Origin of the sequence: Paenibacillus lactis, assembly GCF_017873605.1 — a bacterium.
GTDB classification, from domain to species: domain Bacteria; phylum Bacillota; class Bacilli; order Paenibacillales; family Paenibacillaceae; genus Paenibacillus_AQ; species Paenibacillus_AQ lactis.
On the sequence record NZ_JAGGKI010000011.1, the window covers coordinates 23,034 to 45,358 of the forward strand.

Annotated in this window: 23 protein-coding genes; 2 read left to right on the top strand and 21 right to left on the bottom strand. The window is 51.6% G+C overall.

The genetic code is table 11. The features are described from left to right. Window positions 1-64 precede the first annotated feature (64 nt). Both cysI and J2Z18_RS19435 read right to left on the bottom strand, forming a co-directional pair. Window positions 65-1,786 (bottom strand): assimilatory sulfite reductase (NADPH) hemoprotein subunit, encoded by a 1,722-nt coding sequence (cysI, locus tag J2Z18_RS19430; RefSeq protein ID WP_007130141.1) that lies wholly within the window; start codon window positions 1,784-1,786, stop codon window positions 65-67. Between the two features lie 43 nt (window positions 1,787-1,829). After that, on the bottom strand, window positions 1,830-3,668 hold the full coding sequence (locus J2Z18_RS19435) for an assimilatory sulfite reductase (NADPH) flavoprotein subunit (RefSeq protein ID WP_007130142.1): 1,839 nt from the start codon (window positions 3,666-3,668) through the stop codon (window positions 1,830-1,832). Window positions 3,669-3,973: 305 nt separating this feature from the next. Between J2Z18_RS19435 and cdaS the strand changes: the two genes are divergently transcribed. Next, complete coding sequence (gene cdaS / locus J2Z18_RS19440) at window positions 3,974-4,597, top strand: sporulation-specific diadenylate cyclase CdaS (RefSeq protein ID WP_007130143.1); 624 nt, start codon at window positions 3,974-3,976, stop codon at window positions 4,595-4,597. A 102-nt stretch (window positions 4,598-4,699) separates the two neighbouring features. Here cdaS and bshB2 read toward each other — a convergent pair whose 3' ends face one another. The 8 genes from bshB2 to J2Z18_RS19480 all read right to left on the bottom strand — a co-directional run bounded on the left by bshB2 (window position 4,700) and on the right by J2Z18_RS19480 (window position 12,087). Further along, window positions 4,700-5,356 carry a bacillithiol biosynthesis deacetylase BshB2 gene (gene bshB2 / locus J2Z18_RS19445; RefSeq protein WP_007130144.1) on the bottom strand — a complete coding sequence of 219 codons (657 nt, stop codon included), beginning with the start codon at window positions 5,354-5,356 and terminating at the stop codon, window positions 4,700-4,702. A 22-nt stretch (window positions 5,357-5,378) separates the two neighbouring features. Then, window positions 5,379-5,723, bottom strand: coding sequence for a YojF family protein (locus J2Z18_RS19450; RefSeq protein WP_007130145.1), 345 nt, complete (start codon window positions 5,721-5,723; stop codon window positions 5,379-5,381). A 307-nt stretch (window positions 5,724-6,030) separates the two neighbouring features. Beyond that, a complete protein-coding gene (locus tag J2Z18_RS19455; RefSeq protein WP_007130146.1) occupies window positions 6,031-6,825 on the bottom strand; it encodes a helix-turn-helix transcriptional regulator in 795 nt (264 codons plus the stop codon). 257 nt (window positions 6,826-7,082) lie between these two features. Next, entirely contained in the window at window positions 7,083-8,171 is a 1,089-nt protein-coding gene (locus tag J2Z18_RS19460) for a Gfo/Idh/MocA family protein (RefSeq protein ID WP_007130147.1), read from the bottom strand. Window positions 8,172-8,185: 14 nt separating this feature from the next. Further along, window positions 8,186-9,136 carry an AraC family transcriptional regulator gene (locus tag J2Z18_RS19465; protein ID WP_007130148.1) on the bottom strand — a complete coding sequence of 317 codons (951 nt, stop codon included), beginning with the start codon at window positions 9,134-9,136 and terminating at the stop codon, window positions 8,186-8,188. Between the two features lie 27 nt (window positions 9,137-9,163). Beyond that, window positions 9,164-10,165: a Gfo/Idh/MocA family protein gene (locus J2Z18_RS19470; RefSeq protein ID WP_040738678.1), complete on the bottom strand. Its 1,002-nt coding sequence runs from the start codon at window positions 10,163-10,165 to the stop codon at window positions 9,164-9,166. 155 nt (window positions 10,166-10,320) lie between these two features. Next, on the bottom strand, window positions 10,321-10,845 hold the full coding sequence (locus J2Z18_RS19475) for a YfiT family bacillithiol transferase (RefSeq protein WP_007130150.1): 525 nt from the start codon (window positions 10,843-10,845) through the stop codon (window positions 10,321-10,323). Window positions 10,846-11,106: 261 nt separating this feature from the next. Continuing rightward, the gene (locus tag J2Z18_RS19480) at window positions 11,107-12,087 is read right to left on the bottom strand and encodes an aldo/keto reductase (RefSeq protein ID WP_007130151.1); all 981 of its coding nucleotides are present in this window, start codon (window positions 12,085-12,087) and stop codon (window positions 11,107-11,109) included. Window positions 12,088-12,200: 113 nt separating this feature from the next. Here J2Z18_RS19480 and pdxR point away from each other — a divergent pair, with 113 nt between their 5' ends. Continuing rightward, window positions 12,201-13,622: a MocR-like pyridoxine biosynthesis transcription factor PdxR gene (gene pdxR / locus J2Z18_RS19485; RefSeq protein ID WP_007130152.1), complete on the top strand. Its 1,422-nt coding sequence runs from the start codon at window positions 12,201-12,203 to the stop codon at window positions 13,620-13,622. A 139-nt stretch (window positions 13,623-13,761) separates the two neighbouring features. Here pdxR and J2Z18_RS19490 read toward each other — a convergent pair whose 3' ends face one another. The 11 genes from J2Z18_RS19490 to J2Z18_RS19540 all read right to left on the bottom strand — a co-directional run bounded on the left by J2Z18_RS19490 (window position 13,762) and on the right by J2Z18_RS19540 (window position 22,261). Next, the gene (locus J2Z18_RS19490) at window positions 13,762-14,670 is read right to left on the bottom strand and encodes a hypothetical protein (RefSeq protein ID WP_007130153.1); all 909 of its coding nucleotides are present in this window, start codon (window positions 14,668-14,670) and stop codon (window positions 13,762-13,764) included. Then, window positions 14,667-15,032, bottom strand: coding sequence for a glyoxalase superfamily protein (locus tag J2Z18_RS19495; RefSeq protein ID WP_007130154.1), 366 nt, complete (start codon window positions 15,030-15,032; stop codon window positions 14,667-14,669). The genes J2Z18_RS19490 and J2Z18_RS19495 overlap by 4 nt, the downstream gene beginning before the upstream one ends. 332 nt (window positions 15,033-15,364) lie before the next feature. Further along, a complete protein-coding gene (locus J2Z18_RS19500) occupies window positions 15,365-16,021 on the bottom strand; it encodes a DedA family protein (protein WP_007130155.1) in 657 nt (218 codons plus the stop codon). 19 nt (window positions 16,022-16,040) lie between these two features. After that, window positions 16,041-17,282 carry an MGDG synthase family glycosyltransferase gene (locus J2Z18_RS19505; RefSeq protein WP_007130156.1) on the bottom strand — a complete coding sequence of 414 codons (1,242 nt, stop codon included), beginning with the start codon at window positions 17,280-17,282 and terminating at the stop codon, window positions 16,041-16,043. Between the two features lie 22 nt (window positions 17,283-17,304). After that, window positions 17,305-17,841, bottom strand: coding sequence for a phosphatase PAP2 family protein (locus J2Z18_RS19510; protein WP_007130157.1), 537 nt, complete (start codon window positions 17,839-17,841; stop codon window positions 17,305-17,307). A 1-nt stretch (window position 17,842) separates the two neighbouring features. After that, window positions 17,843-18,469: a YqaA family protein gene (locus J2Z18_RS19515; protein ID WP_007130158.1), complete on the bottom strand. Its 627-nt coding sequence runs from the start codon at window positions 18,467-18,469 to the stop codon at window positions 17,843-17,845. A gap of 309 nt (window positions 18,470-18,778) precedes the next feature. Continuing rightward, window positions 18,779-19,429: an HAD family hydrolase gene (locus tag J2Z18_RS19520; protein WP_007130159.1), complete on the bottom strand. Its 651-nt coding sequence runs from the start codon at window positions 19,427-19,429 to the stop codon at window positions 18,779-18,781. An 81-nt stretch (window positions 19,430-19,510) separates the two neighbouring features. Then, complete coding sequence (locus J2Z18_RS19525; protein WP_007130160.1) at window positions 19,511-19,669, bottom strand: hypothetical protein; 159 nt, start codon at window positions 19,667-19,669, stop codon at window positions 19,511-19,513. Further along, window positions 19,666-20,208: a GNAT family N-acetyltransferase gene (locus tag J2Z18_RS19530; protein WP_312889666.1), complete on the bottom strand. Its 543-nt coding sequence runs from the start codon at window positions 20,206-20,208 to the stop codon at window positions 19,666-19,668. The genes J2Z18_RS19525 and J2Z18_RS19530 overlap by 4 nt, the downstream gene beginning before the upstream one ends. A gap of 217 nt (window positions 20,209-20,425) precedes the next feature. After that, window positions 20,426-21,172: a GNAT family N-acetyltransferase gene (locus J2Z18_RS19535; protein WP_007130162.1), complete on the bottom strand. Its 747-nt coding sequence runs from the start codon at window positions 21,170-21,172 to the stop codon at window positions 20,426-20,428. Window positions 21,173-21,373: 201 nt separating this feature from the next. After that, on the bottom strand, window positions 21,374-22,261 hold the full coding sequence (locus J2Z18_RS19540; RefSeq protein WP_210095192.1) for a sugar phosphate isomerase/epimerase family protein: 888 nt from the start codon (window positions 22,259-22,261) through the stop codon (window positions 21,374-21,376). Window positions 22,262-22,325: the final 64 nt, after the last annotated feature.

The window sequence follows — 22,325 nt, forward strand, 5'->3', positions numbered from 1 at the left end:
GAAATAATTCAAGAGCCTCACCCTGGACAGAAGGGTGAGGCTCTTGGTATTTTTCGCGAACCGATTATGCGTGGAACTGCCGGCCGTCCAGTACCTCCTGCACATAGCCTGCCCGAATGACAAAATCACCGAAATGCTCGCCGTCGTGCCGGTCTTGGGCATAGTGGGCGATGATCGGACGAAGGGTATCCAAAATTTCCGCTTCTCCGATGTTCTCCTTGTACAGCTTGTTCAGTCGATGACCGGAAAAGCCTCCACCCAGGTACATATTGTATTTGCCCGGCGCTTTGCCGATAAATGCAATCTCCGCAAGCATCGGCCGTGCGCAGCCGTTCGGGCAACCGGTCATCCGAATGACGATATCCTCTTCGCTCAGTCCGTGCTCCGCAAGCATCGGTTCGATTTTATCCAGCAGCGAAGGCAGGTAGCGTTCGGACTCCGCCATTGCCAGACCGCAGGTCGGCAGCGCCACGCAGGCCATGGAATTGCGGCGAAGCGCAGAGCCGTGTTTGCCGTCCGTCAATCCATAGGTTTGGATGAGTTCCTCGATCTTTTTCTTCTTATGGCTGCTGACATTGGCAATGATCAGATTCTGGTTCGCCGTGAGGCGGAAATCGCCGTTATGAATATTCGCAATTTCCCGCAGACCCGTCATCAGCAAATAATCCGGTTCGTCCTTCACCCGGCCGTTCTGGATAAAGAGGGTATAGTGCCATCGTCCATTGCTGCCTTTTACCCAGCCGTAGCGGTCGCCGTTATGGTCAAAATGGAACGGACGCGCCTCCTCCAGCTCCCAGCCCAGCCGGCTGCTCAGCTCGCCTATGAACCAGCCGATTCCGCGGTCATCGATCGTATACTTGAATCTGGCATGCTTTCGCACGGCCCGATCGCCGTAATCACGCTGAATCGTAACCGTCTTCTCCGCAACATCGATGACCTGCTCCGGCTTACAGAAGCCGATCAGCTTCCCTACCTGCGGATAAGTGAGCGGATCCCCGTGCGTCATCCCCATGCCGCCGCCTACCGTTACATTGAAGCCCTGGAGCTTCCCGTCTTCCACAATCGCGATCAGGCCAAGATCCTGCGAGAACACGTCGACGTCGTTGGAAGGCGGAACCGCGATGCCAATCTTGAATTTACGCGGCAAGTAGACTTTGCCATAGATCGGCTCCTGCTCTTCATCCTCACGGCTGTCGACGACCTTTTCCCCATCGAGCCAAATTTCGTGATATGCCCGAGTGCGGGGATCCAGATGATTGCTGATCTGGCGTGCCCATTCGTAGACCTCCGAATGAACCTCGGATTGGTACGGATTCGGATTGAGCATGACGTTCCGGTTCACGTCACCGCAAGCAGCCAACGTGCTCAGCATCGCTGCGTTCACTTCCTGGATCGTGCTTTTCATATTCCACTTAAGCACGCCGTGAAGCTGGAACGATTGACGGGTAGTCAACCGGATCGTCCCGTTGGCATACTTCTGGGCGACGCGATCCATCATCAGCCATTGCTCCGGCGTCACCACGCCTCCGGCGGCTCTAACGCGAAGCATGAATTGATAGGCTGGCTCGAGCTTTTGCTTATGCCGCTCATTCCGCAGATCCCGATCATCCTGCATGTAGCTGCCGTGGAACTTCATGAGCCGGTTATCATCCTCCGGGATGGAGCCCGTGATGCGGTCTTGAAGCGTCTCGACCAGACTGCCTCGCAGATAGTTGCTTCGGCGCTTAATATCTTCTACATCGCTATGCGGTGCACTATTCGGTGATAACAAATTATTATCAGACATGTCCCTGCTCTCCTCTCGCGATCACGGGATATCGCTTCCTAAATTAATAGACATCCCGCTGATAACGTTTCTGTTGCTGCATAAGGGTAAGGTATTCCGATGCCTCTTCCGGACTAAGGCCGCCTTCCTGCTCCAGTATGGTGCCCAGCGCGGCATGCACGTCATGAGCCATCTTCTTCTCATCTCCGCATACATAGACGCAGGCTCCCTCTTGCAGCCACTGATATAACTCTTTGCTGTTCTCCAGCATGCGGTGCTGTACATAAACCTTCTGCTCCGTATCACGGGAAAAGGCCACGTCCATCCGCGTCAGTACCCCTTCCTTCAGCCAGCGCTGCCACTCGATCTGGTACAGAAAGTCCGTTGCGAAATGCTGATCCCCATAGAACAACCATGATTTCCCTGAGGCGCCGGTCTCCTCGCGTTCCCCGAGGAATGCCCGGAATGGAGCAACTCCCGTACCCGGTCCGATCATAATAATCGGCGTGTCCGGATTCGCCGGCAGCTTGAAATTCGGGTTGTGCTGAATGTACACCGACAGTGCATCGCCGGCCTGAAGCCGCTCGGCCAATTGAACGGAGCAAACGCCGTAACGGTTCCGGCCATGTGCCTCATAACGGACCGTTCGTACCGTAATGTGAACCTCGTCCGGATATGCCTTCGGACTGCTTGCAATCGAATACAGGCGTGCTGGAATCTTACGCAGGACCCCTACCAAATCACGGGCTGGCACTTCCCGCAATCCGTAATCCTGAACCAAATCCAGCAGGTCGCGCTCTTGAATGTAATTGCGCAGCTCCTGTTCGTGGCCTGGCTCGAGCAGGCCCTTCAGCCCTTCATGGCCCGTCAGCTTCGCCACTTGTTCAATCAAAGGCTTTGTCAGCACGGTAATCTCATAATGACGCAGCAGCGCATCGCGAAGCTTGCGCACCTCGCCGTTCTTGTTGATCACAACCTCTTCGTCCGCATTCCATCCCATCGCCGTAATCAGCTCATCTACCAGCAGCGGATGATTTTCCGGGTAAATCCCGAGGCTGTCCCCCGGTTCATACTGGAGATTGGAACCTTCGAGGGATATTTCGATATGGCGGGTCTCCCTCTCTGAACCCCGGCCGTTCAAGTTCATGTTTTCCAGCACTTCGGCCTGAAACGGATTGCTTCTCGAATATTCCGATTCCGTACTCTCGCTCAGAGCTACCGCAGCAGCTTCACCCGAAGCAGCCGAAAGCCCGCCGGACTGATTCAAGGATCGAAGAACTTGAGTCATCCACTCGGATGCCGGCTCATCAAAATCTACGTCGCAATCCACTCTCGGCGCCAGCCGTTGTCCTCCCAATTCTTCGAGCCGCTTGTCGAAATCCTTTCCGGTCTGACAGAAAAACTCATACGAGGTATCTCCCAGCGCCAGCACGGAATACTGCAAACCGTCCAATTGCGGAGCACGCTTGCTGTGGAGGAATTCGTAGAAAGGGATCGCGTTATCCGGCGGTTCTCCCTCACCGTGCGTGCTCACGAGAATGAGGAGATGCTGCAGCTTTTTCAGCGTGTTCGGTTTGAAGTCGCTCATGGATGACAGCGTGACCTTCATCCCTGTTTCCTCGAGCTTCTTGGTGAGCTTCTTCGCCAATCCATGACAGTTGCCGGTCTGAGAGCCGAATAATACGGTGATTTCCTTCGGTGCAGCCGCCGCGGGAGCTGCGCTGACCGAAACCGTCGCTTGCGTAGCAGCAGCAGGGATAGCCAAGGCAGCTGCCGTACTTTGGAGAGCTGTAATATAGCCGCTGAGCCAGGTTCTCTGTGCTTCCGTCAATGTCGGCAGCAAACGGTTCAACAGATCAACCTGCTCTTGGTTGAAAGGGCTGTTCGTTACTTGAAGTTCCAACAATATCCACCTCGCAAAAGCATCCGATTTTAATTCCCAGTAATACGATACAATTAATTTTATTACTCCTCTGAACCTATCATAGCTAGGGGAAACGGTCAATTCGAATGTTCTTATAGCAGTTATCAGATCTGCTGATAAATCGATAAGTTCGGGATATGATGCTCTCAAAGTTGACTATTTGGACGTGTTGGGCGGTATTTGCGGGGAGTGGCTTTTACAAGGAGAGGTGTTTGCGTACAGCAGCCATAAGAATATACGGATAGGGGAATAGTAAAGATACCTAAGGATAAGGAGGGAAATTCATGGGATCAAGCACGGAACATTGCAATTTTGCCCCGCTGAAGCACAAGCTTGAGGAGCAGCTCGTCGAGATCGAACAGCAGATCCGGCAGATCATCGAGAAGCTGGATCAGGATCAAACCTGCCTGCTCAATGATCTGGATCTCGTCAGATCCAAATTCCTGGAGGCTGAAGCTCTTTCCTCCACCTATTATTTGAACTGTTTCCTCTATCCTTTTACGAAAAAATACAAAGAAATTGCGACCTCGATCTATCATTTAAGCCAGAAGAAGATGGGCGCGCTGATCGTGATTCAACGAGAAGATGTGCTGGAGCCTTTTATCACCCCAGGAATTCCGTTGTCTGCCGAAATCACGAGCCCGCTGCTCGAGTCCATCTTCATTCAAGGCAGCCCGCTTCATGACGGGGCCGTCCTTGTTCGGCAGGATATGATTCTCTCGGCAGCCAATGTATTGCCGCTAACTGGCCGTACCTACGGAGAACGGAAGCTGGGCACCCGGCATCGGGCGGCCATCGGTTTGACTGAATTGTGCGACGCCCTCGTGCTGGTCGTCTCGGAGGAAACCGGCAAAACCTCTTTTTGCATGCAGGGAACGTTGTATCCATTGTCGATTCCTATCCCCTAATCATGAACCTAGTTTCCGCAAACGCAAAAAACCGCCCTTTGACGGAATGGAAGCGAAGAGCGACCATTTCTCAAAGGAACGGTTTCGATCACCAATACTTGCTTAAGCGAATGTATATGTCCAGAAGCGCTCGGTCCCGAAGCGCTGCTCGATTTCCTTCGTCTTCAGCTGCTTCTTGCCAAGCAGCTCCGCTGCCTGGAACTGCGAGCGATGAGCCTGGATCGAGTTCATCTTCTGCACAATAAACATGGATACGTCATGAATAACGTCCGGCTTGCCGAGCTCCTCCTCACAATTCTTGGAGAATGCCAGACAGTGTACGGCCGGTCTCTCTTCCGCCGGCATCCGCTGAATGGTACGTGTTACGGCTGCGCCGGTTGCATCATGGTCCGGGTGTACGCTGTAACCGGGATAGAACGTGAAGACAAGCGAAGGCTTGATTTCCTCTAGCAAGGATGCAATCACTCCATCCAGCTTATCTTGATCCTCGAACTCGATCGTTTTATCATGGAAGCCCATCAGCCGCAAATCCTGGATACCGATGGCCTTGCAGGATTCCTCCAGCTCGGCTTTACGAATGCTCGGCAATGTAATGCGGTTGGCGAACGGCGGAATGCCCATATTGCGGCCCATCTCCCCGAGTGTCAGACAAGCGTAGGTCACATGCGCGCCTTCAACGATATATTTAGCCAGCGTCCCGGATAAGCCGAACGCTTCATCATCCGGATGCGGCAGGATTACCAGTATGTTTTGCCCCATTCTCCTCAACTCCTCTCTGTATTTAAAAAGGCTCCCGACTAAGCTGCAGTGCGACGACCAGCTTCCCTTGACTGTCATGGCCGGCCATGATCAGCCGCTCCGTATCGGATTGCTCGAAATGCGTAAGCCCTTCGGTGTAAACCCAGCCATGGCTCATCTTCAATCCGACCCGGTAAGGGCCGTTCCCCGATATAGAGCCGTGCTCGTACCGGATCAGTGCATTCGTGATGAAATTCGCTGCAGGATGCTTCGAGCTGTCATAATGAGCCGCATAAGCACCTGTCGTCATTTCAAGATGAATATATAAATCCTGATTCTTCAATGTATCGATCATTCGCTGTACTTCAGCCGGATTTATGAGTTCCATAGTTCCCTCCTGTATTCAATAGATCGTCTCAAATCTCGTAAGGCGTATGGTCCATTCTACCATATTCCTGCACGGGGGCGAAACAAGCAAGCTGTGATACAGTCACTGCGGTCGCGCTTAAACTCAGGCATATTGGCTTTCCGCTCTTGCAATGCCTGATGCCCCTCATTTAAGTATCATGATTCGCGGCGTGATTGTCAACGAACCACCGTTCAGCGATACTGCTCTTAGCGGTGATGACGCCCTTCAATCATGGAGAATAGATAATGGGTACAATCATTTCAAATAGCAAATCCTCCTTAACAGCCTACCGGATGGCCAGAGGCACCTTCTTCAAGAAATGGTCCATGAGCAGCGGCAGCGAGATCAGAATCGGCGGATCATCCAATCTAGGAACGTGCAAGGTTACTTCTAACGGCGGAACCTTGGTATAAGGTGTCACGACAATCGGCTCCCTGGAACGGGTGCGCAGCGTTGTAGATTGGGTAAGAAGAACGTCCACAGGTTGCATGCCCCATGGAACGGAGGTTGCCATCAAGTAATACGTTCCGGGTTTAACATCCGTGAATCTGAAGGGACCCAGCGATGGCAGGAGCGTGCCGTACAGCGGAAGGCCTTCGGGTATGGGCTTTGCGAATAATCCGATCAGAATAACACCCTGAAACGGGGCATGAGCATGTACCGTGCCTTCAATGGTTGCGTTGGGATTTAACACAGGCATCGATTGCCGCCAGTTGCTCAGCTTTTGAAGCGCTAACAAACGCTCGTTCACCTCATCCCTGGAATTGCGAAAATTCGACGGAGATACCCCTACCCTTTCGGTAAAGCGGGTTGTAAAGGTGCCCAGGCTTTGTTGTCCGATCTCAAGCGCGATATCCCGGATGCTCAGATGTGTATGCAGCAGCAAATCCTTGGCCTTCTCAAGTCGGAGTGAGGATACATAATACAAAGGAGGAAGTCCGATGCGCTCCTTGAAGATCCGGGAGAAGTGATATGGGCTGTATCCAATGTAGTTGGCTAATAATGACAATGGTAACGGCTCGTAAATGTTCTTATGTATGTATGCGATGACTTCATCTATCTCGGCGTAACGCTCATTCATGAACGGCTGCACCTTCCTATTGATCAAGTTATGGGATATACAAAATGGTTCTTTCAATTACCCAACAGAACAATCGTTCGCATATGCTGAATGATACCATATTCATGCATATAATGGAAGAACTCCGTCAGATATTTCTTGTCCATATGAAGTGCCGAAAACCATGACGAAATGATCATTTACGAGATGTATGACCCGATTCACCCAAAGCCCAATGCAACAAAAAAGCCGCGCCTATGGCGCGGCTTTCACTCATTCTAATCCAAATCCGGAATCTGGATTTCCACTTCTTTTTTGCTCTGGGAGGAGCGCAGAATCCCGTCCAGAATCGCCTGGTTGCGCAGAACCTGCTCCCCTGGAATCGGTGCGGGACCGCCTTCGCGGACCGCCCGGACGAAATCCTTGATTTTCTCCTCAAACACGTTAATCTGGTGGTTGATCAGCGGAATCGGACTTTCCGTATGATGCCCCTGGATGTCATGGAATACCGAGATCGAGCCTACTCTTCCGTCCCATACGCCGCTCCAAGGTCCCGTACCGGCCGGCGTAATCTTCATCCCCGCATCGGTTCCAAGGAACATAGTAGCGCCCAGCGTATCCATATGCATCGCCCAGGATGTCTTGAAGTTCAGGACTAGGTCCCCTTCGAAGCGCACCATAGCAACCCCGAAATCCTCGACGTCAAACGATCCGGCCTCCGCATGGTATTTCGGATTCGTGCCGAAATGATTGGATGTATACGCCGATACGGTCAGCGGCTTCGGATATCCCATGGCATTCAATGCCATATCCAACGAGTAGCAGCCGATATCGGCCATCGCTCCCGCACCCGCAATTTCCTGGCGGATAAACGTGCCGCCCGGCATGCCGCGCCGGCGTCCGCCGCCCGTCTCCACATAGTAAACCTTGCCAAGCTCCCCGTTCTGGATCAGATCCCGGATGATCCCCATATTCGGGTCATACCGCGGCTGGAAGCCAACGTTCAGCATATTGCCCGTCCGCTTCGAGGTCTGTACCATCTCAATGGCTTCATCTAGCGTAACGGACATCGGCTTCTCCAGCATGACATGTTTACCAGCGGTAAGCGCGTCGATCGTCGTGCGGTAATGCGCGACATTCGGTGTGCAGATGCTCACGCCGTCAAGCTCCAGATCCAGAAGTCTGCGGTGATCATCGAAACCGATCGCGCCTTGCAGCCCCCATCGCTCGATGAACTGATCCGCTCTGCCCGGCAGAATGTCCGCCACGGCTACAATCTGGACATCTTCAATTTGTTTATAATATTTGGCATGCTCTCCGGCGATCCCGCCGCTTCCGATGATGCCGATTCGAATGGTTTTCCCCATGTCTGATGTTCCCCCTACGATTTCACTTTCATCGTTCTATAAGTTGAAGGCGTGAAGCCATAACGTTTGCGGAAGACCGTATGCAGATAGCTTCCGCTGGAGAATCCTTCGTGCAATGCAATTTTGTCGATCGACCAATCCGTATCGAGCAGCCTCCTGCACACGGACTCAAGCCGGACATCCTCAAGGATTTCACTGAAGGAGCGCCCGTCCGCCTGATCCTTGAATATTCGCTGCAGCTGCCTTGAACTGATATGCAGCTTCTCCGCAACATCATCCAGCACAACCTCGCCCGCCGAATTGGCATAAATATATTCCATGGCCAGCTGATAGCGGTACGCCTTCATGTCTCTTGACGGCAGCTCCGCCTCCGTCGGTTTCGAGGCATAAGCTCTTACCGTTCGGATCAGAATCTGAATAATGCAGTGCTTGATGGTCGTATAAAGCCCTGGATATTTCTCCTGGGAGGCTTGATACGCCTCCAGAAAATACGGCATGGCCCGATGGATATCCATCGTCGGCTTCAGCGGCAGCTCCTTCAGCTTCTCCATGCAGTCTTCCGCTTCAGCGATCTCCCACGGATCCGCAGCCGGCAGCGACCGATTCTCCTTATGCAATTCCTGCTCATCCACTTGCGTAATATCCACGTGAAGACAAAGCTCATCCATCGGCTCCACCGGGTCCGCTTCCTGATAATGCAGCACGTTTGGCCCTGTTAGATAGAACATTCCTTCTCGGAGCGAATAGGGCGTTTCTTCCATGATCACGGTTCCTTTACCGCGAGGAATGAAATGGAATTCAAATTCGGCGTGCTTGTGGAAGGAAACGATCTTCCCCGGCGGGAACGTCGTCAGATGAAAACGCAGAACCCGGATTTCATACCGGCCCCAATAAATTTTCAAATCCAGCCGCTCCAAGGCATCCTGTCGTTCCTTCATGCTTTCATATGGAAAATGGGTGCTCATTGCAGGAAACTCACCTTACCCTTACGCTTACGCCTGCAGTTCATCCAATCGGACGGCGCGGCGTTCCTTCGCAGCGCGGTTGGAAGCCTCCATCAGCTTGGTCAGTTCTACGGCGTATTCGATGTTCTCGTCAGCATTTGTGCCGGTCTTAATATGTGTAACCCACTGTTCAAAAGCACTTTCGCGATTCGCAGGTACCGGAAGCTCTACCCAGCCTTCGCTATACTCCTCCTTCTTCGAGGAACGAATGAGCAATTTGCTATCCGGTGTGCCATACAGAATCGTACCGTCCGTACCATGAATTTCAATGGTGAATGGCGAGTAATTGTTCACGAATCCGGCCTCTACGATGCCCACGGCGCCCGATTCGGTCGACAAAGTGGCCACCGCATTATCTTCGACTTCCTTGCCCGTTACGTAACCGAAATTCGCCTGCACATCGACCGGCGCTTCACCAAGGAACAGCCGCGTCAAATACATCGGGTGGCAACCCAGATCAATCAGCGCACCGCCATGGCATTCGGACAGACTGAAGAAATGCTCGGGCAGCCAGCCTGCGGTCGCGCCGTTATGCGACAAACGCACCCGTACCAGCGTCACCTTACCAAGCAAGCCCTCCTCAAGAATTTTTCGGATCGCAAGCGTATAGCCATCGTTTAGTCTTGGCAGCGATACGGTCAGCTTCACGCCATGCTCCTTCACTGCCTCTAGAATTTCATTCACTTCGTGAAGCGTTGACGCAATGACCTTTTCCGTAAAAATATGCTTGCCGGCCTTCGCCGCCTTCACCATAACGTCACGGTGCATGGATGTCGGTGCATCCACAATAACGCCATCGATATCTTCGCGTGCCAGCATTTCATCCAATGATTCATAGAACGGAACGCCCTGCTGCTCTGCGGCTTTGCGGCCGCGTTCCGGATTTTCGTCCCAGACCGCAGCAATTTCCGTGCCCGGATGCTCCTGGGCTTGTTTCGTATAGTCCCAAGCGTGAACATGCCAATAACTGATTTTTCCGATTCTGATCATGATCGTCACCCCAGTATTAAATATTAAGACATCATGCACTAAATCTATCACAGGAAAATCCGGATTTACAGTGTAATATTACGACAATCAAGTTAGATATCACGACATGCATGAATAAAAAACTCCGTCTCAAACGGAGCCATCCGGGAATTTCCTTATATGGCTAATCGCTCGCGCAGGGATGTAATGTGGGCCGTATGATGCTTCCCGTGCCATGCATACATGCCGGTTGCATAATCCAGGCTCATGGTTTTTTGGGATTCGGGATGATAGAAGGTTCGATCGAAATCGCTCGGGTTCATGGCGTTTAGCACAGCCGTCCAGCGGGCATGCAGTCCTTCGATTAATGAAAGGGATACTTGAACATTGACAAGGGTCGCGTCCTGCATCATCGCCCACTTCTGCTCATCGTAGGGCTTAATCGTCGGATTGTCCTCCGTCAGCGCCAGCTTAAAACGGATGTAACTGTTCATATGACTATCGGCAAGATGGTGCACAACCTGTCTGATGGACCAGCCACCTTCGCGATATGGAAGGCCTAGCTGATCCTCGCTTAAACCTTGCACGGCGGCCGAGAGCATTGAAGGCAGCTTCTCAATATCGCTTATCCAACTCTCCCGCTGCTCTGCTGTAGCGGTTCCTTCCCAAGCAAAAGGCCCGATCGGGTATCTCAAGTCCATGGTCTCTCACTCCTGTTCAATATTTAATGTTGCATGGTTGCTCTTTCAGTCGAGGCACATGTGGATTGCCTAGTTGTACGAGATATCGTACAACTCTGATCGAAGTCTACCGTTTTACAAATTCGTTCATATCGTTTCAATCTCCTCCCATCAAAAAATGGAACGAAACGAAATCAAAGAACGCTGCCTTTGGACCCAACCGCATCGCTTTAAATGTAAAGCCCCTGGTACCAGAACCAGGGGCTTTTCCGAAATATCGAATTACATGGAGCGGAGAATATCGTCGATTTCCTTCATTTGCGATTCAGACAGTGGCCCTTGTCCGATCGCGCCTGTCAAATCTTCCACCTGGCTAGTCGTCTTGAATCCCGGGATCGGTATGGCCGCCGGGCTGCGCCCCCAAATCCAAGCAAGCGCCCCTTGGACCAAGGTGCGGCCTCCGCTCGTTAAAATTTCCCTTATGGCCTCCAGCTTGGACAGGAAGGACGGTACCGCCTTCCCTTCATGGAAATAAGTCACCCACTCATGACCGCTTCCTCTTACATCTGAGATCGGAAGCTTGGAGTCAGCCGTAAACTTTCCGCTTAACAGCCCCATGGCCAGCGGCGAGTTATTGATGCTCGCAAGCCCGTAGCGTTCACAAACCGAGATCATCTCCGGGTCGTCCCTTAGCACGTTCAACGGATGCTGAATAGCAGCGGCCACGGATTGCCGAGCGAAACCCTCCGCTTGCGCGGCATCCCAGGTGCTCCAGCCGTAGCTGCGGATCAAGCCCTCTTGCTGCAGCCCATTCAACGTATCGGTGACCGATTCCAATTCCTCTGTGCTCAAAGAGCCGACGTGTATCTGGTAAAGATCAATATAATCGGTCCCGAGCCGTCTCAGGGACCGCTGGCATGCATCCCGAACGTATGCAGGGGAGACGTCGTGTCTTGAATACACTTCTTTGGTTGCCTCGTTGTTGGTGAAACCAAACTTTGTAGCGAGGACGGCCTCCTGACGCCTTCCCTTCACGGCACGCCCCAGCACTTCCTCACTATGTCCCGTGCCGTAAGCGTCCGCTGTATCAAAGAAGGTTACCCCTCTTTCCATCGCCGCGTGAATAGCCTTTATCGATTCTTGATCATCGACCTGCCCCCATCCATCCGGAAGACCATCCAGCGTAAAATGTCCCCCGATCGCCCAGCAGCCTAAACCGAGCGGGCTTACGGGAATGCCCGATCTGCCTAAAGTGTGATTCATGCACATTTTCCTCCCTTTTCGGATTGGTATGGCTTCATTATAATAAGGAAAATGGTTGATCATTAGATCCAATTCGGATGTATTTGGAGGAACCAATAAGGAGCTGAATCACAATGTACGGCATCTATATCGACCGAAACTCCTCCCTACCCGTAACCCGGCAGCTATGTCATCAACTGCGTGAAAGGATCGAATCCGGCCAGCTGGCCGCCGGCACTAGACTGCTCCCGACCCGGGTAATGGCCAAGGAGTGGGGAATTGCACGCAATGTCGTGATTGAGGTGTATGAGCAGCTGACCGCCGAAGGCTATTTAGACTGCCGCGTCGGTTCTGGCACTTACGTCGCCGGCGGAATTATGCCGAATGCGGCAGCCCGGGTACATCAAGTCCCGGCGAAGATGGAACCCGCCATAACATCGCCAGCATCTCCTGATCGGACCATCATCGATTTTGCAACCGGCATCCCCGATCTAGCACGGTTCCCCGGAAAGAGTTGGGCCAAATATTTAAAGGAAGCGGCGGGATCGAGCCCTCATGATTATAATTACGGCGATGTAAAAGGAAGCCCGTCCCTTCGCCTTGCCCTGCGTGACTACCTATTCCGTTCCAAAGGCATCAGCTGCTCTGCGGATCAGTTGTTTATCGTTTCCGGCGCCTCCGAAGGATTCCTTCTATTGGCCAAAGCCTTATCCGCTCAGTTCAATTCCATATACATAGAGGATCCGACCATCGATATTACTCGCGATATTTTTCGCATGATGAATTATTCACTGGTTCCGGTTCAAGTGGACTCCAACGGCATGCAGGTTGATGCGATACGAACGTTCCTGCCCGGACATTTACTGCTGCTGACACCGTCACATCAATTCCCTTCCGGCAGTCTGATGCCGATTCAGCGGAGGCATCAAGCCATTCGCATGGTGGAGGAGGCGGATGCCTATGTGATCGAGGACGACTATGACAGTGAATTTCGGCTCAAAGGCATTCCGGTTCCTCCGTTGCAAACACTCTCGCCTTCCAGGGTGATCTATGTCGGCACCTTCAGTAAGACCTTGTCTCCGAGCCTTCGCATCGGATTTCTGATCGTGCCCCCGAGTTTGATCGATACCATTACCATGACGAAGGACAGGCTCAATCTGCATACCCCTGCCGTGATTCAGAAAGCGCTGGCTGCATTCATACAGGACGGCCAGCTGGAACGCCATATCCATACCGTGAAGAAGGTGTACAAAAAGCGGCGAAACTTGCTGACGGAACGGCTCGCACAGATCTTCGGAGACCGGATCTCCATAACGGGGGATGAAGCCGGCATGCATCTTCAGGTCCTGTTTCATCATGAAAGGCATATTGAGCTGCCATGGAACGATACGAGCGCTTTCGGCTTCCGGGTGGAACGCTCTGATGATTACAGGATAGCGGATCGAAACCCTGAGGGTGGCATCGTGCTTGGATACGACAACCTGACTTCGGAGCAGATTACGAAAGGAGTATGCCGAATACACAGGTTCGTCTCAACTTTTGATGACTCTATGTAAATTTAAAATCGCCATATCTATCATTTGAACGCAGCTCAAGAATCGCCCCACTCAAAAAAACGGTTCGCTTGCCGATTAAGCAAACGAGCCGTTTCTCCATCAAGTTCCCGGACATCTATCTTACATTCTTTTATCCGCGCTACTGAACCGTTTCTATCCGTTTAAAGTTTCGCAGCGTTCGCAAGGCGTTCAGCGTCAGGATTCCCTTCCACTCTTCCTTCGCCAACGGCCACACCTCATCGTATTGGTACCACGTCCAATTCGGCTCCCACGCCCCGTCCTCCCCTTGCGTCTCCACAAGCAAATCCAGTTCTAAGGGCAGCATATTTTTATACTTCTTATAATAAGGCGAATTAGGGGAATCCATGATGCTGAGCGCTGTCGCACCGTATCCTTCGCGTTCCGCGGTATCGCTGCTGATACAGTTGTCCAGATAACGTTCTAACAGCTCCTGAATTTCAAGGGCTTGCTCCTCCGGCAGTCGCTCCTTGAAACGCAAATAGCAGAATAACTCATGCATCTCCGTCAGATCGCAGGCTTCCCGCAAATAATCCAATGCATAGCGGATGACCGAATCCAGCGGACCAAACGGGCACAACGCCCGATAGTCCATGAAATAAGCAGCGATATCTGCATTCGGGTTGCCCCAATGGTCAGCAAAAGCCCCGTACTTCCACCAAATGGCCCTCGGCGATTGCTCGGCCTCTTTCGGGATGATATCCCACCCGAACCGTTCCGGAATATACGTACGTTCAAGATAACCCAGCGTCCGGATAACCATTTCTTCGCCCTCGCCAGTACCATCCAGCCGAAGCAGCTCCAGCGCCCGGGTTGTGGCAAGCGCAGATGATTCTTTGCAGCGAAGATCGGGCTCAAGCCCATGACCAAATCCGCCGTCATCATTTTGATACCGGCTGAGCTCTTCAAGCACTTCGGAAAAGCTCCCGCCTTCGAATTCATATCGATATAGGGCGGCTTCAAGCGCTCTGGCTTGAGTCAGCATGTACTGTTTCGCCCGGTCCGTTTGCTCGTGTGACAGCAGCTTCATGACGGTTCCAACTCCTCATAAAAAGTGATTCTATTGCCGAAGGGGTCGGTTACGCACACCTCTTTGCTGTTCCAAGGTGCCGTCTCAACGGCAGGTCGTGCATATGGATAGTTCTTCGAGTGGAGCTCCGCGTGATATTGCTCGATCTCCGTCATTTCAATGCGAACAGCCGACCCGGGCGTACAGTCCCCATGATGCTCGGTCAAGTGAATGGAAACCTCTCCCTTGGTTACCTGCATGTACAGCGGAGCTCCATCTTCAAAACGATGCTCCCAATCAATCTGAAAGCCAAGATAATGAACATAAAATTCCTTGGCCTTGTCCACATCAAATATTCGAAATAATGGAATAATGCCCAGCATGGGATGGTCCCTCCTAATTCTAATAATCGTTATTATGCTTATTTGCTCCATTCGTCCGATCTCAAGCTCAACTAAGCGGTTTTAATCGCATCCGCCCAATTCGCATCGGGGTTGAGATATCGAAATCACTTCAATTCTCATAACGGCCCCCTTCTAACTTCCGTTCACCAAAACTACTGAAAAAACCCAGCTCAAGAAGATCCTTTCTTTCAGCTGGGTTTGTATTTCATGGATGTATACCTTCGATTATACAATGGGGAAGGTCGCTATGGAATCCTTGTTTAGTTCATCCGCATTATCTGCAAGGGAGACCGAATGAAGTAAACAGTACCCTATTCCCCAATTTTGCGAACCTGCTTGATTTTTTCACCTTCGGCAAGCTTTTGCGCCCGCGCGCGCTTTACACGACTCCATACCAGCAGAATCAACAACGAACACCCTAGGCAGATGAAGATGACCTTCAAATAGTGTTCAACCAGGTTCAGAATAACCTGCCACTGCTCCCCGAAGATAAAGCCGATACTGAAAAAGCCGATGACCCACGAAGCAATGCCCAAGTAACCGTACAGGCAGACCGTCCGGAACGGGACACGGATCATCCCGATAAAGTACCCGATAAATTGCCTGACGCCGGGAATGAAAAAGCTAATGAGCAATAGCTTATTGCCGTATTTGTCGTAGTAGGCCTGCGTCTTCTCTACCAGGGACGGCTTCAGAAACAACCACTTCCCGTATCGCTCGATGAGCGGCATGCCCAGCTTGTAGCCCAGCACATACGTAATGGTTAGGCCGATGGCTGCGCCGCAGAAGGCAAACAGGAGTGCCGGAGCAAAGCTAATGACTTCCTTGTACGCCAGGAAGCCGGTATACGTCAGTGTGCTGTTACCCGGAGGAATCGGAAGCGCAATAAAATCAAGGGGCAGCCCGATCAGAAGCACCATATATCCATATTGTTCAAATAATCGTTCAACGACTTCGAATAAATTCATCGGTCTGCTCCTTCATCTTTTAACGAAAGCTGTCTGCGTATTGCCCCTCGTAATCTTGCAGGTAGGCTTCTCTAGACATTAATCCATAAGCACGGGGATCGAGCTCATGCAGCCAGTTCCGCTGTGCGGAATGGCTTTGCAATACCGTCATTAATGCTGATAACACGGAAAGCGCGGAATCTTTATGACCGTATCGCGCAGCGCTGCGTTTCATCTCTGCCAGAATGGACGCATGATGCAGCATGTGGAGAAGCCGGTCCTCAAGCTCTCCCTCGTCCGCCTGCTGGGCAACCCCGATCCCGACCAAATAATCCGCATTATCCTGTTCTTGACCCGGAACCGGCTTGAAGAGCAGCATCGGCAATTCCATCGTTAGCGCTTCGGATATCGTGAGTCCGCCCGGCTTTGTTATCATGAGATCGGCAATGGCCATTAATTCGTGCATTCGGTTTACATACCCCATGACCATAACCTGCTGGTGATCCGCAAATTCTTCCTGCAGCGATTGATACAGCTTATCATTGCGTCCGCATACGACGATAAACCGGACATGCTCGGGATATGCCCGCGATTGAAGCAGCTTCACGATCTCGCTGTCGATCATACCTTCGCCGCCTCCCATCATGAGGACGACTTGCTCAGACGGGCTCAGCCGGTAGCTCTCGCGAACCCGATCACGATTCACCGGCTGCGTATACAGCGGATGGACCGGTATGCCCGTGACCGATATTTTCTCGCCGGCTATTCCTTTACGCTGCAAGGCCTCCTTGACCTTACCCGATCCCACCATATAGTGATCGGTATGCTCATGAATCCAGTAGCTGTGATCCGTATGATCGGTAATCACCGTGACGACAGGTACATCGGTGAGGCCCATCGATTTCAGCAGCGACATGCCTGCAGCCGCAGGCGGAAACGTGCTGATCACAACGGACGGTTTCTGATCTTCTAGCAAACTGCCCAGCTTTTGCAGGCTGAACGTGCTCAAACGCTTTAGGAGCTGGATGAGGGTGTTTTCCTCCCTCGTCTTTTGAAACAAATAACCGTACAACGAAGGAAAGTGCTTTACCCATTGAATAAAAAAGTATTGGCCTGCCACATGCAAACGTGGATGCGTCAGCTCCATATAATCAATGACTTTAACGCTTAGATGCGGGGAGTTTCTCTTGGCTGACTCCACAATGGCCCTGGCTGCCTGGTTATGGCCTTCGCCCAGACTGCCGGTTAATATTAAAATTTGGTGCTCATTCATGGATTTCATCGATACGACTCCTTATCAGACGTTAAGATATTCCTACAGCATTCATTAGGTACACGACCAGCCAGCCGGTTCCGAATCCAATAGCGCCGCCCGCCAAGCAATCCGTCGGGTAATGATACCCCCAATAAATTCTGGAAAGTCCGACCAATGCGGCCAGAGCAAGCAACAAACAGGTGTACAGCGGGGACACGAGAAACAATACCGGTGTTATGACCGCAAAAATAGCTGAGGTATGTCCCGATGGAAACGAATAGTCCTTGAGCGGGAAGTTCCCGACCTTCACTTGCTCCAAAGCCCGGAACGGCCGGTTTCTCCGCACTCCTTTTTTGATCAATACGACAATAATGTGACTGACGAGCAGTGCGATTGCGCTTTGGTACGCCGATACATCCCACGCCTCGTAAGCAAACCAGGCGATCAGCAGTGCGCTGGCGATGGTCGAAATGGCACCGCCCAGATGTGTGATTCCGCCGAACAACCGGTCAAATATCCGGCTGCTGATCGATTGGTTGCACCATACGAACAATTGATGATCCCATCGTTGAACGCGTTCCAGCATATTAGTTCCCACCTGCCGATACTTGATCTTGATGTGTTGCTTCTGTTTCTGCCGGAGCTTGAAGCTCCTCCGCCTGCTTCTTCTTTCGTTTCTTCACGGTATGGATCGTAAACCAAATGCCCCCGATGAGTGCGCCGGCAACCAGCAGAATGATGGTCAGCACATGATCAACCATATGCTCGGCGGCTCTGCCGTATATATAGAACAATACGCCAACCGTGTAAAATTTGAACGCCCGCCCGATCGCGGCATAGCTGAGGAGCTTCCACAACGGGTAATTCATGCAGCCCGACAAAATCGTAAAGATTTTGAATGGGATGGGCGTGAATGCGCCGACAAGGATCGCGGCCTCTCCGTGCTTCTTAAACAAGCTTGTTGCCGAATCATACCATTTCTTCTTGAGCATCTTGCTCAGAACAAGCTGCCCGGAAGCTTTGCCGATGCCGTAACCGATCGGCGTTCCGAGAATACATCCGACAAATCCGATGGTTGCCAGCCAAATCGCCCGCTCCGGGGTTAGGACGCTCAAAGATAATTGCGAAAATAACGCGGGGATCGGAAAAATAATGGCATCGATCATCGCGTGAATAAATAAGCCGATATCGCCTAAGTTACGTAAAAACTCCATTCAACACGTGCTCCTCTGCATGGTTACTTGTGTTACAGCCGGGTAATATGAGTTCGCTTAAATTCGCGGGCACTCCGAATGATCGAGGCAATACTTCCTGACCACGCCTCTGTCCTGTTCAAGTTAATGAAAGGATACCATGAACGAGTGGCGATAGCTTCCGTCTCCAGACGATAATCATCCTAGACTTAGGTCTAGCTATTAGTAGCTGCTATTATATTAACGAGAACCACCCCGGATAAGTTGGTCCCATTCAACCAAGCCTCAAAAAATAAAGCCCAGCCCTTACAAGGACCGAGCTGTTACGACCTAACTCTTCAGCTGGCATATTGCGCTCACTTCTGCAATTGAGCGGACTACATAATCTGCGGCGGATAGATCCTGGTTACCCGAATTTGGATTAACGAAACCGATACACTGCATGCCGGCTGCTTTGGCCGCAGCAATGCCATGGCGCGCATCCTCCAGCACCATGCAGGAAGCAGGCTCCGAGCCAAGCAATTCAGCTGCCTTCAAATATACATCAGGCGCAGGCTTGCCTCTGTCGACCTCTTCCCCGCTTACGATACAGTTAAAGGCATCCAGCAGACCGAATTTGTCCAGCACCGCTTGGATAAATACGGGGGGCGATGAGGATGCGATCCCAACGGGGATGCCGCTGGCTTTCAAATCCGCGAGCAGCTCGCGAATTCCGTCAATCGGTTCCATTTCGCGTGCGGTCAATATTTTAATTTTATTGGATAATTGATAATCGATGATTTCGGATACCGTCCGCTGCAGCTGATATTCTTCCCGGATCAGCTTCCACATTTCGGGATTGGTCATCCCTACATATTTCTCGAGCTGCTCCTGCGTGATAGCAGCCCCAAAATCCTTCATAACCTGAATGTCCACTTCGAAATGAAGCGGCTCGCTGTCAATAATGACACCATCCATATCAAAAATAAAAGCCTGAATCATACATGCTCCTCCTTTGAACGATTTCGGTTCAGCTCCCGAATCTTTTCCCTATTCTGAGAGCGTCTTTGCTCCCTATGATATTTAACGATTTCCATCTGCTGTATGAGCGTTTAGAGCGAGCAATGTAATCATTACACCTGCAGCAAAGATCAGCGTGCCCCATCCATCCATTGTAAATAATAGAATGAGGATCAGCTCCACAACGATGAAGATTCCTGCGCCTATAGCCAAGTTTTTCATAGCTCCGTCAAATCCCTCTTCATCTGAATCGTAATCATCGCGGCATCTCCATTGAGCGTGGTAATGTTTACTTCATACGGCTTGAACCCCTGTTTGTGATAAAAAACCAGCCCCCGCGTGTTGGTATTATGGCAGCTGAGATGCAGGCTGTTCACCCCGTATTTCGTTTTCGCCAATCGCATCATTGTTTGAAGCAGCTCTTTCGAAGCGCCTTTCCCCCGATGGTCCGGGGCAACGATGACATTGCCGAGCCATGCTGAACCGTCCTTCACATCATAGAAATTCGCGTAAGCGACTGGCCGATCAGTGGAGGCCTCAACGATAACCGTAGGCTCTAACCGATTCTCGAGCAAGTCCATCACTTGCTGCGGCGTCAAAGGAAAGCCGGACCTCGGACTCATGTAAAAAAGCTCCTCCGGCGTTTGCGGAAAGCCGCATATCAACTCGAGATCCAGTTCATTTAGCGGCCTGTATGTATACAAAATTGAACACTCCTTTACGTTCGGATGCCAAAGCAAGCACAACATACACACATCCATCCCCCCCATCATTGGTCCCGATGGCATGGCATGGTCAACCACGGCTGACTTGAAATAAAGACCCGGCTTAGACAGCTTATCTAAGACCAGGTCTTCAGGTTAGCTTCACCCATGATTATACAACCGATCGGCCGATAGAGTAACCCCTTGGCGATCAAGCCTTGGACTTGCTGCCATACTCTACATGCAAAAATCCGCATAGACTGGTAATGGTTTATCATTCAACATGTTTCGCCCGATACCAATAAGTGTATATTTCCCGGTAGCGCAGCCGGTCGTATAGCCGGTTAGCCGGCAGATTCGCTTGCACGACTTGGAGATAGCTGCTGGTCGCCCCTTGTGCTCTCGCCCATTGAAGAATATGTAATAAAATCTGTGTGCCATAGCCTCGCTTCCTATAAGCAGGTGCGGTTGCAATATCAAATATCCCCACAACGTTCTCCTCTAGAGCACCGATTCCGCAGGCCGCCGGCCTGCCTTGATCATATAAGGAAAAGAAGCCGTAAGGAACGGAAGAGCGGCTGAACAGCTGCTGCTTGATGTCCCTGTTTTTTGCCGTGAGCCCCGTAACCACCGTCAGATCATCAAGCCATTCGTTGTTCAACTGTTCATAGACGGACACATCCCGATATGTCGGGGCCGGCACGTGGTCCAGACAATCCAGCACTTTGAGGCTCGTGGGGTCGAGAAAGGAGTAACCTTGGTCATCCAGAATCGAATCGAGTTCAGGGGGATTGAACGGCGTAACTTTAAATACAACGTCAAGACCTTCTCTTGCATATATGCGTTCACAATATTGAATCTGTTCATACAGATCAACCGACGGCTCCGTGTAGAGCGCGCTGACCGAGTTGGAACGCTTCGTGAAGCCGGCCGCTAACCGGAGCAGCCAGCCGTTACGGACGATCGTTTGGAATGCGGGCCAGGCATTCAATGTCATTTCCTCAATCCGCATATCATCCATATCTACCACCCCCACCTTCATAGAATAGGATTAAAATACACTATATCGTATATTCATGCAACACCTGAACAAGCATGATATGTTACGAAATTTCCTTTATGAAACACTGTTTCCATAAATATTGCTTCTATCTTTATGAAAAAAAAGTAACCATCTATTTTAGATGGTTACTGACGTTCCTTTAATTTTTAATCTCGCAGATTACACCGGATTCGGTATGAAGTCTCCGCCTCGGCATCGCTTCAAATAATGAAGCGCATGAACCTGTCCGGTCATTTCAAGCTCCCCGTTATATACGGGATCGTGCCAGCCTTCAATATCGATCGTTCCCTGATAGTTGCCCTGACGCAAAATCGTGATGATATCGGTCCAGTTGGTGTCGCCGAATCCGGGAGTACGGTGCCATACATAAGGCTTCGGCCCGTGAATGCCATATTCCCTCACGATATCCCAAGCAATCGTTGCATCCTTGCCATGGACGTTGAATACTTTATCCACCCATTTCCGCAGCTGCGGAATCGGATCGATCAAAGACACCATCTGATGGCAGGGCTCCCACTGCAGGCCGATATGGTCCGACGGGATGGCGTTGAACATCATCTCCCACGCCGTCGGGTTATGGGCAATATTCCAATCCCCCGTCTCCCATGTCCCGCCCATGTCACAGTTCTCGAATGCAATGCGGACGCCTTGATCTGCCGCTCTTTTGGACAGCTCGCCGAACACCTTCGCATATTGCGGGATCGAGGCGTCGATGGATTCGCCCGTCAATCGTCCGGTAAAACCGGAAACGATGTCGGTGCCGAACAGATGGGCATGATCGATCAGACGCTCCCAGCTCGCCAAGGTATCGGCATTACTGCCTTCCCCGGTCAGCGGATTGCCGAAAATCCCGAGCGTCGACACGATAAAACCGTGTTCTGCTTGCAGCTCACGAACCCGCTTTGCCGTCTCCACAAGATCGGTATCGCCTGTCGTCTGCCAGAAGGTAAGGCCGAACGATTCAAAGCCGTGGGGCGCGATCTGAGGGATGACCCGTACAGCGTCCCCGCCGCCAACCAGCGTTCCGATGCGCAATAATTTCGTCATGTTGATTTACCACTCCCATTTGACGTTTAGTATGCGTTTGCAAGTTCAGTATAACTGGGTTTCC